Source organism: Micromonospora marina (assembly GCF_900091565.1).
Classification (GTDB): domain Bacteria; phylum Actinomycetota; class Actinomycetes; order Mycobacteriales; family Micromonosporaceae; genus Micromonospora; species Micromonospora marina.
Map to the genome: position 1 here is coordinate 1 of NZ_FMCV01000031.1, position 13,255 is coordinate 13,255.

17 protein-coding genes, 1 tRNA gene and 1 pseudogene are annotated in these 13,255 nt (G+C 70.2%); 10 read left to right on the top strand and 9 right to left on the bottom strand.

Going from position 1 to position 13,255, the window contains the following annotated elements:
* On the bottom strand, nt 1-196 hold a 196-nt coding region (locus GA0070215_RS29360), incomplete at its 3' end, for a transposase family protein (protein WP_244167152.1).
* 117 nt (nt 197-313) lie between these two features.
* On the opposite strand from GA0070215_RS29360, the pseudogene GA0070215_RS25860 reads away from it, so the two are divergent.
* A pseudogene (locus GA0070215_RS25860) lies at nt 314-550 on the top strand (IS701 family transposase); the annotation flags it as partial.
* Here GA0070215_RS25860 and GA0070215_RS28200 read toward each other — a convergent pair.
* Together GA0070215_RS28200 and GA0070215_RS29365 are read right to left on the bottom strand one after the other, a co-directional pair.
* On the bottom strand, nt 547-1,209 hold the full coding sequence (locus GA0070215_RS28200) for a hypothetical protein (protein ID WP_141708249.1): 663 nt from the start codon (nt 1,207-1,209) through the stop codon (nt 547-549). The pseudogene GA0070215_RS25860 and the gene GA0070215_RS28200 overlap by 4 nt on opposite strands.
* A 317-nt stretch (nt 1,210-1,526) precedes the next feature.
* Nucleotides 1,527-1,835, bottom strand: a complete 309-nt coding sequence (locus tag GA0070215_RS29365; RefSeq protein WP_244167153.1) for a hypothetical protein — start codon at nt 1,833-1,835, stop codon at nt 1,527-1,529.
* A gap of 210 nt (nt 1,836-2,045) precedes the next feature.
* Between GA0070215_RS29365 and GA0070215_RS25870 the strand changes: the two genes are divergently transcribed.
* Nucleotides 2,046-2,255 (top strand): hypothetical protein, encoded by a 210-nt coding sequence (locus GA0070215_RS25870; RefSeq protein WP_091050905.1) that lies wholly within the window; start codon nt 2,046-2,048, stop codon nt 2,253-2,255.
* Between the two features lie 693 nt (nt 2,256-2,948).
* On the opposite strand, the gene GA0070215_RS25875 is transcribed toward GA0070215_RS25870, so the two are convergent.
* The gene (locus GA0070215_RS25875; RefSeq protein ID WP_141708250.1) at nt 2,949-3,137 is read right to left on the bottom strand and encodes a hypothetical protein; all 189 of its coding nucleotides are present in this window, start codon (nt 3,135-3,137) and stop codon (nt 2,949-2,951) included.
* 610 nt (nt 3,138-3,747) lie between these two features.
* Between GA0070215_RS25875 and GA0070215_RS25880 the strand changes: the two genes are divergently transcribed.
* From GA0070215_RS25880 to GA0070215_RS25890, 3 genes are read left to right on the top strand one after another with little or no spacing between them, the layout of a single operon-like run.
* On the top strand, nt 3,748-5,298 hold the full coding sequence (locus tag GA0070215_RS25880) for a replication initiator (protein ID WP_091051025.1): 1,551 nt from the start codon (nt 3,748-3,750) through the stop codon (nt 5,296-5,298).
* Nucleotides 5,295-5,492 carry an excisionase family DNA-binding protein gene (locus GA0070215_RS25885; RefSeq protein ID WP_091050912.1) on the top strand — a complete coding sequence of 66 codons (198 nt, stop codon included), beginning with the start codon at nt 5,295-5,297 and terminating at the stop codon, nt 5,490-5,492. The genes GA0070215_RS25880 and GA0070215_RS25885 overlap by 4 nt, the downstream gene beginning before the upstream one ends.
* Nucleotides 5,492-6,712 (top strand): tyrosine-type recombinase/integrase, encoded by a 1,221-nt coding sequence (locus tag GA0070215_RS25890; RefSeq protein ID WP_091050915.1) that lies wholly within the window; start codon nt 5,492-5,494, stop codon nt 6,710-6,712. Before GA0070215_RS25885 ends, GA0070215_RS25890 begins: the two co-directional genes overlap by 1 nt.
* 78 nt (nt 6,713-6,790) lie before the next feature.
* Here the strand turns inward: GA0070215_RS25890 and GA0070215_RS25895 are convergent.
* A tRNA-Val gene (locus GA0070215_RS25895) sits at nt 6,791-6,862 on the bottom strand.
* Nucleotides 6,863-6,912: 50 nt separating this feature from the next.
* Nucleotides 6,913-7,452, bottom strand: a complete 540-nt coding sequence (locus GA0070215_RS25900) for a TIGR02611 family protein (protein ID WP_208600424.1) — start codon at nt 7,450-7,452, stop codon at nt 6,913-6,915.
* A gap of 274 nt (nt 7,453-7,726) precedes the next feature.
* Here GA0070215_RS25900 and GA0070215_RS25905 point away from each other — a divergent pair, with 274 nt between their 5' ends.
* Nucleotides 7,727-8,158 carry an SsgA family sporulation/cell division regulator gene (locus tag GA0070215_RS25905; RefSeq protein ID WP_007457244.1) on the top strand — a complete coding sequence of 144 codons (432 nt, stop codon included), beginning with the start codon at nt 7,727-7,729 and terminating at the stop codon, nt 8,156-8,158.
* Nucleotides 8,159-8,232: 74 nt separating this feature from the next.
* Here the strand turns inward: GA0070215_RS25905 and GA0070215_RS25910 are convergent, their stop codons facing one another.
* Nucleotides 8,233-9,009, bottom strand: coding sequence for a RhlG family 3-oxoacyl-ACP reductase (locus GA0070215_RS25910; RefSeq protein WP_091050926.1), 777 nt, complete (start codon nt 9,007-9,009; stop codon nt 8,233-8,235).
* 187 nt (nt 9,010-9,196) lie between these two features.
* On the opposite strand from GA0070215_RS25910, the gene GA0070215_RS25915 reads away from it, so the two are divergent.
* On the top strand, nt 9,197-10,114 hold the full coding sequence (locus GA0070215_RS25915) for a helix-turn-helix transcriptional regulator (protein WP_018788169.1): 918 nt from the start codon (nt 9,197-9,199) through the stop codon (nt 10,112-10,114).
* A gap of 7 nt (nt 10,115-10,121) precedes the next feature.
* Nucleotides 10,122-10,577: an RrF2 family transcriptional regulator gene (locus GA0070215_RS25920; protein ID WP_091050931.1), complete on the top strand. Its 456-nt coding sequence runs from the start codon at nt 10,122-10,124 to the stop codon at nt 10,575-10,577.
* A 13-nt stretch (nt 10,578-10,590) separates the two neighbouring features.
* Here the strand turns inward: GA0070215_RS25920 and GA0070215_RS25925 are convergent, their stop codons facing one another.
* Complete coding sequence (locus GA0070215_RS25925) at nt 10,591-11,151, bottom strand: flavin reductase family protein (protein WP_091050935.1); 561 nt, start codon at nt 11,149-11,151, stop codon at nt 10,591-10,593.
* Nucleotides 11,152-11,513: 362 nt separating this feature from the next.
* On the opposite strand from GA0070215_RS25925, the gene GA0070215_RS25930 reads away from it, so the two are divergent.
* Nucleotides 11,514-11,693 (top strand): DUF4236 domain-containing protein, encoded by a 180-nt coding sequence (locus GA0070215_RS25930; protein WP_013284922.1) that lies wholly within the window; start codon nt 11,514-11,516, stop codon nt 11,691-11,693.
* 110 nt (nt 11,694-11,803) lie between these two features.
* Nucleotides 11,804-12,322 (top strand): potassium channel family protein, encoded by a 519-nt coding sequence (locus GA0070215_RS25935; RefSeq protein WP_018788172.1) that lies wholly within the window; start codon nt 11,804-11,806, stop codon nt 12,320-12,322.
* On the opposite strand, the gene GA0070215_RS25940 is transcribed toward GA0070215_RS25935, so the two are convergent.
* Entirely contained in the window at nt 12,288-13,190 is a 903-nt protein-coding gene (locus GA0070215_RS25940) for a hypothetical protein (protein ID WP_091050941.1), read from the bottom strand. The two genes, GA0070215_RS25935 and GA0070215_RS25940, sit on opposite strands and share 35 nt — an antisense overlap.
* Nucleotides 13,191-13,255: the final 65 nt, after the last annotated feature.

Below are 13,255 nucleotides of genomic sequence, written 5' to 3' on the forward strand. Positions count from 1 at the left end.
TGTACGAGCGGTAGCCGGCAACCACGGCGCAGACCGCCGCGGTCACCACGACCGGCAGCCTGTGCCGCACACCCCGCCGGGCTCGCGGGTCAGGCAGACCGGCGAGTGCTGCGGGCAGCCCACCAGCGGTTTCGGCAACGGTCAGAGCCGGTGCGCAGGACAGAGAAGAGGTCAGCGATGATGGCAGTGCGGGCATGGCTCACTTCGGATAGGTCATCGTGGCGTAGAGAACCTTGATGATCTTCTGAACCGGTCATGCCCGTCTTGCTGCCACCAACACCGGCGCTTCTACTTCGAACCGCCCAAGCCGGACACCCTCACGACTTTGCCGGGGCCCTGGACCACACCCGACCAGCCACCACCGGCCGATCCCGGACTGATCCCGCTCACCGTGCCCGAGGTCGGACGACTCCTCGCCGACGCCCTGCACCACCCACCACCACCAGGACACGCCATCGACTGGCTCACCTGGCGACGCCGACACCAGGCCCGCGCCCGCTGGCACCACCAACGCACCCGCCTCAACCGCGAATACGCCCTGCTCACCTAGCAAATGGCGGCTGCCGTACTGGCGTCCTTACGGTCCCCACTGCGGGCATACACGGAGATTCCCCTACCGCCATGTTCGCCCCACTTCTTGACCACATCTTTGATATCGCGGAGCGCTTTGGCGGAATGGTGAATTCCGTAAATAACAAGCCATTGACTATTCTTGTATGCGGACCAATCAAGAACAGCCGTAGTTGGATCCATCTTCCGCCCACGCGAGTCCATGTACTCAACCTTCACGACATGCTCGTCGGGGAGATCAGTATCTTTGCGATTCATGCCGGAGTCCCAGAAGGTTCGCCATTCCTGTTGCGGCACCAAGATCGGCAGCACCTTGAAGAGTCCCACATCCTCGGTGCCGGCACCTTGCCCGGTACTCCTTTTCAGTGCCGGCTCGGCATAGATACGAACGTCACGCGCTGCCGTTGTCCCGAAATTCTTAATAACAAGATCGATGAATTCCATGTCCGCCTGGCTATGCTCCATGTAGGCCACCACATATGGTTGGGCCTGCTCCTCACGGAGTCGTCGAGCCTCTCGCACCTGCCGTAAGGCGGCGATGCTTGCAACAAGCGCAATCAATGCTGTCGTCCAACCTGCGCCAGCGGCCCATGCGTCGGGATTGGTTTTGGAGAGCCAGCCCCACAGTTCGGCGATCACAACCACTCCTACAATTTATCCCCAAGCGATACCATATTGTATGCGCTCAACGCTTCAGAAAATTGCGGCGACCCAACCTACCTGACAGGCGGACGCGAGCAGCCGGGCGACCCGCCGATGCCCAGAGGGTGTCGCCTACCGTCAAACTCCGGCAGCCTGACGACGACCTCAACCCGAATCCCGTCAACCCCTTGACCCCCAGGCAACCATTAGGATCTCTCCACCAGGGCCGCCCTTGGCCACACGCTGGCGCTCGCGTCCGGTGTCGTCCACGGAAGTCCAGCCCCGTGCACCCCGATCGTCACCCAGTTAGTCACTCAGTCGCCGGCTTCGACGTCGGCTGGCCGCAGTCGCACCTGCCAGTTGTGAGCAGCATGGTTGACCACGACCAGATCGAGGTAGACGCCAACGGCTGGAAGCTCGCCGCCGCGTGGAAGCGTGGTTATCTCCAACAGCCCAAGCGCATCCGGCTGGCTGTCGATCTCGACGAAGACGCCGAACGGCATCGCCGCGAAGACTCGGGCGCGGACTCGTTCACCAACAGGCAATGCCGACTTGACCTCTGACCACGAGCGCCTTGCGCGCTCACCTCTGCCGTCCAGCAGGCTCCAGGCGTCGGGGCTCATAGTTGCTCATCCTCGCACTGTCAGTTTGGGAATCGGGCTGACCTGTACCCTCAGTAACCCTTCCGCCCAGCAGACGAACACGCAGCGTCCGGTTTGCTGCTGCCAGAGTCCCGCTACGACCCGGTGTTGACCTCTACACCGGGCACGCATCGGGCACGCCCGCAACCCTGGCAATCTGGTCCTGTCGTACGTACCGGCCATACTGCCCACATGGATATTTCCCTGCGAACCGAAGAGTCTCGGGGCGACACCCCGGCTCTGAACCGTACCCGGGGGCCGGGCACGGACGAGATCGGCATCATCATCGACAGCGCGCAGGTCAAGAGGGGCCCCTATCTGGGGAAGACGATCTCGACGGTCCTCCTCGAGAGCACCGGCGAGTGCCGCTTCTACCTGGACGACCGCTTGGAGAAGCTGTAGAGCTAGCTCCAGTACATTCGCCATCCCGTCTGCCGTCGACCCGCACTCCTGTGGAGCGGGCCGCCGCCCGGCCCGCCACGTCAACCGGACCTTGACGCCCGTTCGGACGCTGGCGGGTCGGGCGGTGGTCTGCTCGGCTCGCCCGGGTCGACGGCGGGCGGGATGGCTCCCACCGCCACCACCCACGGACCGCGAGCCGCCGACGGAGCCCCGGCCATCCTGGAGCCGGAGCGCCCCCGCCGGAGGCGCAGTAACCGCAACCCCGCCACCGACCCGACAGCTGCCGACGCGGCCGGCGTGCGCTCCCCCACGCCGCGCGGTGCTCGCCGCGCGGCCCGGCCGGCTGCCGGCCCACCACCCCACCGGACAACGGCCTGTCGTCACTCGGCGGCCCACCGGGCTACCCGCCATCCGCGCCAGCCGCCGGGCGTGTTGCGTGATCGGAGTCGGAGCGCCAGCGGAGCGACGGGCACGCGCCCTGGCGGCGGCGCGTGCGGCCCGTCAAGGGCCGCCTTGATAGATGTACAGAAAGTTCTCCCAAACGGGCCGGCAACCGTGCCGGCAACCGTGCCCGCCTTCGCCTTACGCCCTCACGCGACGGCTTCCACATGATGCGCGACACGCCGCGCGCCCCGCCCGCTAAGCGGAGGAGGTCCGCGCTCCGCTTTCAGGCGCACCGATGCGAAGGAAGCACTATCGGGCCTTCGATGCGTCTTCTTCGTTCCAAATGGAAATGACGTGCCCGTCCCCGTACTCCTCGACCACGCCGATCCTCGCCTCATCGAGGGATCTGGCAAGAATGCGCAGGCGGATGCCCGGCTTGTCTTCGATCCAGATGAAGCCGACGTACTCCCGTAGCGGTGGGGTCTTGTCGGCGTTCACGGGGCGCTCCATTGGGTTACTTGATCGAGAAAGTGAGTCAGTGGCACCAGGGAATGATCTCCTGGCCAGACCTCTTACACATCCATTGTCGCCACGACCATCGGGATCACGGCGGGTTGACGTGTCGGTACCCGGTGCTACTCTGGCGCTCGTCGAGGACGCCAGCGCGGCCTTCCTGCCGGATCGCTGGACTTGACGTCGGAGATGCTGAGCGGCCTTTCTGCCGCTGATGCGGGCCACGTCCCGCCGGCTCTTGATCGCGCCGGCCACCATGCCGGCTCCCCGAATCCGCTGAGCGGCCCAGCACGGCCTTCCCTGCCGTCCACGATGGCCCGGATTCGCACACCTCACGGGTGGGGGCAGCCTGCGGCAACCCGCCGGATGCCGATATCCCAGGCTCCCCACCCGTGCCGGCCCTCAATTGCCAAGTCACGAGCGTGAAAGGACATGACCCATCGGCGGGCAGTGGCACGACCACACTTCCGCCCTCCGGCGTCAGCCGCCCTCTCGGCGGTGCCAGGAGACACGACGAACACCACCAGCGGACAGGCGTCCACGGCTGGTGGTGCCTCGTCTCCCGTCCCTGCCACCCCCGCACGAGGAGACAGCCATCTTCACCACCTACCGCCCCGGCCTCGCCGCCGGTCGTGACGCCCAGGTCCTGCACCGCGCCGCCACACCGGAGTTCTCCGGCTGGCTGGAGCACACCCGCCCCGCCGGCGGCTGCTCCCGCCCGATCCGCCTCACCGGCACCATCACCGCCGTCGACCGCGACACTGGCCGAGTTCTGAGCGAGCAGCACACCGACGAGCTACCCGACCGCACGCTGTACAAGGCGTGCGGCAACCGCCGCGAATCGGTGTGCCCGGACTGCGCCTGGGTCTACCAGGGCGACGCCTACCAAGTCGTCTGTCGCGGCCTGACCGGCGGCAAGGGCGTCCCCGCCTCGGTCGGCCGGCACCCGGTCGTCTTCGCCACCTTCACCGCCCCGTCCTTCGGACCGGTCCACCACCGCCACGTTCCTCGCCACACCTGCCGCCACCGGCAGCGCTGCGACTGCCGCCCCGCCCCCTGCCGCGCCCGCAGCAACGCCGGAACCTGCCCGCACGGGCAGCCCACGGCGTGCTTCGCCCGCCACGACGCCGACGATCCGCGGCTGGGCCAGCCGTTATGCCTCGACTGCTACGACCACGCCCACCAGGTCGTCTGGAACTACTTCTCCGGCGAGCTGTGGCGGCGCACCAAGCAGGCCGCTGATCGCCACGTCGCCGCAACGTGCCGTCGACGCGGCATCCGGAAGGTCGGCATCCTCACCGCCTCCGGCAAGGTTCGCTGGGTGCCGCCCGTGCGGGTGTCGCACGGCAAGGTCGCGGAGATGCAGCGCCGCGCAGCGGTGCATTTCCACGTCCTGCTGCGCCTCGACGGCGTCGACCCCGACGACCCGGACGCCCTCGTACCGCCGCCGGACGGCATCACCGTCGACGACCTGGAAGACGCGATCCGCGCCGCCGCCCGGCAGATCACCGTCACCACACCCGCGCACCCCGACCAGCCCGACGGCTGGCTGATCGCCTGGGGCGAGCAGGTCGACGTCAAACGCATCAACACCGTTGGCGGCGAACTGACCGATGCCAAGGTGGCCGCCTACCTCGCCAAGTACGCCACCAAGGCCACCGAAGCCACCGGCCACAGCTCCACCCGACTCACCCCCGCCACCGTCGACGACTACGCCGACCCCGGAGGCGACCACGTCGCCCGCCTCATCGACGCCTGCTGGCACCTCGGCCGCCCCACCCACACCGACACAACCGGTGGCGCCGCAACCGCCGACGACCGTCAAGACAGCCTTGACACCAAACCCAACATCTACGCCGGGCTGCGCCGCTGGGCGCACATGCTCGGCTTCGGCGGCCACTTCCTCACCAAGGCCCGCCGATACTCCGTCACCTTCGGCCAACTCCGCGCCACCCGCACCACCTACCGCCGCGAAGAGGACGACGAACCCGCCGACACCATCAGCGTCGGCACCCTCACCTACCTCGGCTCCGGCTGGCTCACCGAAGGCGACGCCCTACTCGCCAACACCGCCGCCCGACAGCGCCGCGAGAGCAGACGCATCGGCCGAGAAGAACTCGCCCACGAAACTTGGGTGGCCGCATGAGCCGAGACCTGACCCCGCGCTGGTACTCCCCCGCTGAGGTCGCCGTGCTGCTCGGCTTCGGCATCTCCAAGGTCAAGATGAAGATCGCCACCGGCGAGCTGCGCTCCATCAAGGACGGCAAGTACCGCCGCATCCTCCCCGAATGGGTCGACGACTACATCCGCGAACAGGTCGAACGTCAGGAGGCCGCCTGATGCCCGGACGCACCCGAGCCAACGGCGAAGGCTCGATCTTCCCGTACCGGAACGGCTTCGCCGCGTACGTATGGGTCACCAAGCCCGACGGGCGGCGCACCCGCAAGTACGTCTACGGCAAGACCCGCGAGGCCGTCCACGACAAGTGGATCAAGCTGCACCAGCAGGCGAAGCAAGGTCCGGTGGCGACCAGCGTCCCCACGGTCGGCAGCTTCCTCACGTACTGGCTGGCCGAGATCATCCAGCCGAACCGGGCACCCCTGACCTACGCCACCTACGAGACGTTCGTCCGCCTCTACATCGCCCCCGGCCTCGGGGCGAAGCGGCTCGACCGGCTCCAGTCCCGCGACGTGCAGACGTGGATCAACCAGGTGGCCCGGACCTGCCAGTGCTGCGCCCAGGGCAAGGACGCCGCCCGCCCCAAGCACAAGCGGCGCTGCTGCGCGGTCGGCCGCTGCTGCCAGGCAGTCCCGTCGACGCGGACGGTCAGCGACATCCGGGCCGCGCTGCGGGCCGCCCTCACCCACGCCCAGGCCGAAGACCTCATCGCCAAGAACCCCGCCGTCGCGGTCACCCTCGCCACGGTCCGCCGTCGGCGGGGTAGGTCCTGGTCGAGCGACGAGGCACGGAAGTTCCTGGAGTCCGCGAGAGCCGACGACGATCCGCTCTACGCCGCCTACGCCCTGGTACTCGTCACCGGTCTCCGCAAGGGCGAAGCGCTGGGACTCACATGGGAGGACGTCGACCTCGACGCCGGGGAACTGACCATCGGCCGCCAGCTCCAACGCGTACGCGGGCAGCTCCTGCACCGCGACACCAAGACCCAGGCGTCCGACGCCACCCTCCCCCTGCCCGACATCTGCCTGACCGCCCTCAAGCTCAGACAGCAACAACGCGACGAGGCAGAAGCAGCCGCCGGCAAGGCGTGGCACGAAACCGGACTCGTCTTCACCACCCGCTTCGGCACGCCCATCGAGCCCCGCAACTTCCAACGCTCCTGGCAGACGCGATGCGACAAGGCGAACGTCAAGCCGATCACCGTCCACGACGCCAGGCGAACCTGCGCCACCCTCCTGGCCGACCTCGACGTCCACCCTAGAGTCGCCATGCAGGTGCTCAGGCACGCCCGCTTCTCGGTGACGATGGAGATCTACACGCAGGTCACATCGACAAAGACGAGAGAAGCACTCAAGCGCCTCGGCGAATCACTGAGCCGCTGACGAGAACTGCTGTACAAAGCTGCTGTACGCAAGCAGAAAGGCCACCTCCCGAAGCCGGGAAGTGGCCTTTGACCTGCGTGGGCGATACTGGGATCGAACCAGTGACCTCTTCGGTGTGAACGAAGCGCTCTCCCGCTGAGCTAATCGCCCTCAGCGCGCATGACTCTACCCGATCACCGGCCCGGACCAAAAACCGGGCCTCAGTGCGTCGCGAGGTAGTGCAGCGCCTGCGCCACCACGTCGATGCCGAGGCTGTACTTGAGCGAGAGCCACACCACCACCGACACGAACACGAGCCCGACCGCGCCCAGCACGAGCCGCACGCCCAGCGACTGCCTGGTCACCCAGCGCGTCCAGGAGTTGACGTGCCGGCGGGTGAACGCGAGCAGCCGACGCGCCCAGTGGAACTCGACCGCCCAGACGCCGAGACCGGCGATGACCAGCAGCCAGCCGGGCCCGGGCAGCGGGATCAACGCGATGCCGACGGTGACGACGATGGCGCCGAGGATGCCGATAAAGATCTTCAGGGCAACGCGGCCGGTGGGGTTGGCGCGGATGAGGTCGAGCGTGGTGTGCAGGCGTCCGCGCCAGCCCCGTCGCCGCCGGCGCCGCTCCATGAGAGCGCCTTGCGACCGCCCTTCCACCGGCACCTCGTACCCCCGACTTTCGGCTGCTCGGGCCGCACCTTTCGGCGATTCGGCCGTGGTCCGCGACGTCACCGAGGGTCCCCTCGTGACCATTTCCACCCCTAGTGTCGCCCAGGACCGTCACCCCTGCTGACGACTGGACGTTACCGGAGTAAGTCGACGACTGAACCACCCGTTGCCGGGCGGGACGACGGAGTGGGCGGAACCCGAAATTCTATGCGGGGCCGAGCGGTCCCGGGGGCTTTCGGAACCCCTTCCCACCACTGGGTGAAGTCAGCGTATGGCGGAGCGTAGCCAGGAGCAGCACCTGAGTATGGGAAAAGCGGGACACGCGCGTTCCGCACGCGGTGCCGGGGGGAGAACGTCCATGAGTGTCATCCGACCGACGACCGTAGAGGTCGAGACGTCGCTAAGGCTCGTCGCGCCTGACGCCACCGCCTTGCCGGTGCGTGCCAGTCTGCGTTACGACCCTGCTGACCCGTATGCGGTCCATGTCCTGTTCCATGCCGAGTCCGCCGGCGGCGAGGCGGTGAGCTGGTCGTTCGCTCGCGAACTGCTGGTCACCGGGCTCGACGAGCCGGCCGGCATCGGTGATGTGCGGGTCTGGCCGTGGGCCACCCCGCGCGGCGACTTCGTCGCGCTGGCGCTGTCGTCGCCGGACGGCAACGCCCTGTTCGAGGTTCCGCGCAGCGTGCTGGTGCGCTTCCTGCGCCGGACCTACGTCGTCGTTCCGCGCGGTCGCGAGGCCGAGCACCTGGACGTCGACACCGCGGTGAACCGGCTGCTGGCCGGTCGCTGACAAGGCGGCACCCGGGGCCGCGCGGATCTGCCGAGTCCGCGCGGCCCCGGGCCGTTCCCGACCTGGGGTACGCCTCAGCCGCGCGTGGTGATCCCGCCGTCGACCGGGATGACCGCTCCGGTCAGGTACGCGCCGGCGCGCGACGCCAGGTAGATCGCGGTGCCGGCCATGTCCTCGGGCCGGCCGATCCGGCCCAGCGGCACCTGCTGTTCGATTGCGGCGCGCGATTCGGGGTCGTCCAGCGCGAACGCCATCATCTTGCTCTCGAACGGTCCGGGTGCGATCGCGTTGACGGTGATCTGCTCGCCGGCGAGCTGGTGGGCGAGGCCGCGGGTGAGCATGTGCACGGCGGCCTTGGTGGCCGAGTACGCGTACACCTCCATCCACGGCACCCGGATGCCGTCGATCGACCCGATGTTGATCACGCGGGCCGGGTCGTCGGCGCCGGCCGCGGCGCGCAGTTGCGGCAGCAACGCGGTGGTGAGCCGGAAGACGGCCTTGACGTTCACCGCCCAGAGCTTGTCGAAGGCGCTCTCCGGGTACTCCTCCAGCGGCGCTCCCCAGGTGGCGCCCGCGTTGTTGACCAGCACGTGCAGCCGGTCGTGGCGCTCCCGCACGGCCTCGGCGAGCGCCAGCGCGCCCGCGTCGCTGCCCAGGTCGGCCGGGATCGCCTCGCAGTGGCCCTCGGCGGACAGTTCCTTGGCCACCGACTCGCACACGTCGGCCTTGCGCGAGGAGATGATCACCCGGGCGCCGGCCCGGACGAAACCCCGCGCGATCATCAGCCCGATCCCGCGTGAGCCGCCGGTCACCAGGACCGTCTTGCCGTCGACCGAGAACAGATCCGTCATGTTCGTCCCATCGCCGTCTCCCGGCCGCGGGCCGGTCGGCCGGGGCCGCGTGGCCGGGTGCGGAGCGCACGCCGGTCCGGGTCTTACCGATCGGTAACCTAACCGCCCGGCTCGGCTGCCGACAAGAGCGGCCCGAGCGGGTGAAACCGTCGAGATGCAACGTGCGCGCGGGCCGGTTACCGTCGGGATGATGGTCACTACCGGTCAGCCCTCCCCGGCCACCCGCACCGGTCTGCCGGAGCTGCGCCCCGGCACCGACGAGATCGTCACCGGTGCGCTCGGCGACCTCGCCGCCGAGCCAGGCAGGCCCCGTCCGGTCCTGCTCGACCACGATCTGCTGGTCCTGGTCACCCACGGCCACGGCACCGCCGAGCTGGACTTCCGGCCGGTCCCCTGCCGTCCGGGCACGCTGCTGCGCGCGCACCCCGGCCAGGCGCTGCGGTTCGTCGGCACCCAGCTCGACGCGACCGTGGTGAGCTGGCGGCCGGACGCGCTGCGCGGCCTCGACGTCGACCCGGACGCGGTGCCCGCTCACCGTCAGCTCGCCGGTGAGGACGAGGACGCGGTGATCAGCGAGGTGAGCCAGCTCGCCGTGGACGCCGACCGGCACGCGCTGGTGCCGGCCGCCGCGGCGCTGCTGCGCCATCAGCTCGCCGTCCTGCTGCTGCGGCTGAGCCTGCTGCCGCATCCGGGCGACGGCGCGACGCCCCGGGCCGAGACCGAGACGTTCCGGCGGCTGTGCCGCGAGGTGGAACGCGGCTATCGGCACACCCGCCGGGTGGAGGACTACGCGGCCCAGATCGGCTGTTCGGTGCGTACCCTGACCCGGGCCTGCCTCGCGGTGACCGGCCGCAGCGCCAAGCAGGTGATCGACGAGCGGGTGGCGTTGCAGGCGTGCCGGCTGCTCGCCGCCACCGACGAGTCGATCGCCGCGATCGGCCGGGAGCTGGGCTTTCCCGAGCCGACGAACTTCGGCCGCTTCTTCACCCGGGAGGTCGGGGTGAGCCCGGGGACGTTCCGGGCCGAGCGCGAACGCCCGCTGGCCGTCCGTCTGGTGCGGCCCCGGCCGCCCGCCGACTCCCCCGCACCCGGCGGGCAGGCATGATGGCACTGTGCAGATCTCCGCGCGCGGCGACTACGCGGTCCGGGCGGCCCTGAGCCTGGCCACCGCGTACCCCACCCTGCTGTCCACCCAGGCCATCGCGGCGGAGCAGGACATGCCGCGCAAGTTCCTCGAGGCGGTCCTGGCCGACCTGCGCCGGGCCGGGGTCGTCCGGGCTCAGCGCGGCGCCGAGGGCGGGTACACGTTGGCCCGGCCGCCACGGAAGGTCACCATCGGGCACGTGTTGCGCGCCGTCGACGGTCCGCTCGCGGGGGTACGCGGGCTGCGTCCCGAGGAGACCCGGTACGAGGGGGCGGCGGAGAACCTGCCCCGGCTCTGGGTGGCGGTACGCGCCTCGGTGCGCCGGGTGGTCGACGAGGTGAGCCTGGACGAGCTGGTCAGCGGCCGGCTGCCGGCGCACGTGCGCAAGCTGACCGCGCAGCCGGACGCGTGGGAGCCGCGCTGATCTCAGCGCGCGGTCACCACGCCTCGGGCCGGTCGCCGAGCGTGGTGGTGTAGCCGCCCCGGTGATGCGGCAGCGGGTCGCCGTCCTCGCCCGCGCCGAGCGCGAGCGGCTCACCGAGCAGGAGGGTGTGGTCGCCCGCCTCGATCCGGCGTACGACCCGGCACAGCAGCACGGCGAGCGCGTCGCCGATCAGCGGCACGCCGAACGGGCCGATGGTCCAGCCCGGGTGGGCGGTGAACCGGTCGATGCCGGCGGTGGCGAAGATCTGCGCGGTCTCCTGCTGGCCGGAGGCGAGCAGGTGCACCGCGACGTGTTCGGCCTGCTCGACGGTGGGCCAGCTCGACGACGCGCCGAGGCAGACCGAGACCAGCGGCGGGTCGAGCGACACGGACGTGAACGAGGTGGCGGTGAAGCCGGCCGGTGGCAGGTCCGCCCGCATCCGGTTGCCGCGCAGGCCCGGGGCGGTGACGACGGTGACAGTGGACGCCTGGCGGCGCAGCAGGCCGCGGAACGAGTCGACGTCGACGGGCCGCAGCTCGACGGTGGCGGCACCGGGCCGGTCCACGGTGGTCACGATGCCACCGACTGCCGGCGCGACGGAGCGGGCACGTGGTCCACGGGAGCCTCCAGTCCAGGGGTAGCTGCGGCGGCACGGTGTTCTCTTCCGATACCCCCGGATGACCGAAGCGATGCGGGGCGACCAGCACTCATGGTGCCGATCGCTCTCGGCACCGGTCAACGCCGTTCCAAAGAGTGAGACTTTCCTCGCTGAGTCTGCCGCAAGCCTTCACCACCAGCATTTACAGCGCCGTAAGACCTACCCGTTGGATAGAGAACAGTCCTACCCTCCAGAGCGGACCGAGGCAGGGTTTCGCGAATCGTCGATCCGGGCATGTTCGATGCCGTAGAGGCAGGGAGACGAAGGAGGCACCCCCGATGGGCGTCCAGTTCCGCAAGCGCAAGAAGTACGGACCGCTGATCCTCCACTTCACCCAGAACGGCTTCTCGTCGTGGAGCATCAAGATCGGCCGCTGGTCCTGGAACTCGAACACCCGCGCCCACCGCGTGGACCTTCCGGGGCCGCTGTCCTGGAAGCAGGACAAGACCCGGGCCTGACACCCGGACGTGGATCGGGGCGCCGGCCGCTGGCCGCGCCCCGATCGTCGTGAGTACCGGCTTTTCCGGTTCTGCCGGCCGGGACGCTCCGGCGATCGGAGAATCGCCGCATGGCGGACCTGTCCCTGCGGCGGACACGACGGCGGGCCGTCGCGGCCTGCCTGCTCATGCTCGTCGGCTACTTCCTGGTGCCGGTCGAGGCCGATCCGAACGGCCTGCGGCTGGTCCTACGCTCGGCGGGCACCCTCGTCCTGGTGGCCGTCGTCGCGTTCCTGGTCACCGGCCAGGTCCGCCGTCAGCTCGTCCGCGACCAGCCGACCGGCCGGGACGCGGACCGGGCGCTGACCCGGCTCGCGGTCGCGCTGGTCGCCGGGCTGCTGGCCTTCGCGCTCGGCGACTACGTGGTGGCGAACACCCGGCCCGGCGAGTTCGCCGGCCTGCGGACCCGCGTCGACGCGCTCTACTTCGCGCTCGCGACGCTCACCACTGTCGGCTACGGCGACGTGCACGCCCAGGGCCAGATCGCCCGGGTGGCGGTCTGCGCCCAGATGGTCTTCAGCATCGGGGTGGTCGCCACCGGGGCGTCGATTGTGGTCAAGCAGATGACCCGGCGGTCGGCACGGCGCTGATCGACACGTCCCCGCCGAGCCGGCCGTGCTCCGGGTCGCGGGTCACCGCGCCCGAGGCGAGCAGCGAGGTCAGCGCACGGTTGACGTCGGCGGCCCGGTAGACCGTCGAGGTCGTGGCGAAGCGGCGCAGCTCGGTGACCGTACGCGGGCCGGTGCGGGCCAGCTCGGCCAGCAGTTCCCGGCGCAGCGGGCCGAGGTCGGGGTCGGACGAGAGGTCCAGCAGCCGGCCCTGCGGGTCGGCCGGGTCGCGGTAGCGCACGCCGGCGTACTCGTCGACCGCCCAGAGCGCCTCCTTGACCGCCTCCAGCCCGTGGTCGGAGCCGGTGCCGTAGCCGAGCAGCCGCGCCGGAGCGTCCCCGTCCGGCACCAGCTCGACCTCGGTGACGAGCGGAAACCCGGCGTCGATGAGCGCCGGGCGCAGCGACCGGCCGGGCGCGGTGACGAGCAGCAGTTCGGCCGGCCGCCCGGACACGGCGGCGGCGAGCAGTGCCGGGTCCGGGTCGGCGCCGTCGGCCACGGTGAGCAGCGGCGCACCGGCCGCGCCCGCCGCCTTGAGCGCCACCGGCAGCCGGTCCGGGCCGCCGGGCACCAGGTGCACGGCGACGTCGGCGGGCAGCGCGGCTTCCGCGGCGCCGAGGCGTGCCGGCAGGTCGGTGCCGTCGTCGGCCACCACCAGCACGGTCAGCCGCCGTCCGCGCAGCCGGTCGGCGAACTCGGCCACCACCCGCAGCGCCTCCTGGGCGCCGGTGGCGTCACCTCCGGCGTACGCGAGCGCGAGCGTGGCCCGCCGCGCCCGGTGCAGCGCGGCGGGAAGCCAGTGGTCGAGCCGGCGGACGAGCAGCTCGCGCAGGACGGCGTCGGTGGACATGCTGCCGTTTTTACCGCACGGCGCGGTGGGCCCGGCCGTGAACCCCCGCCGGTGGCTGGACCCCG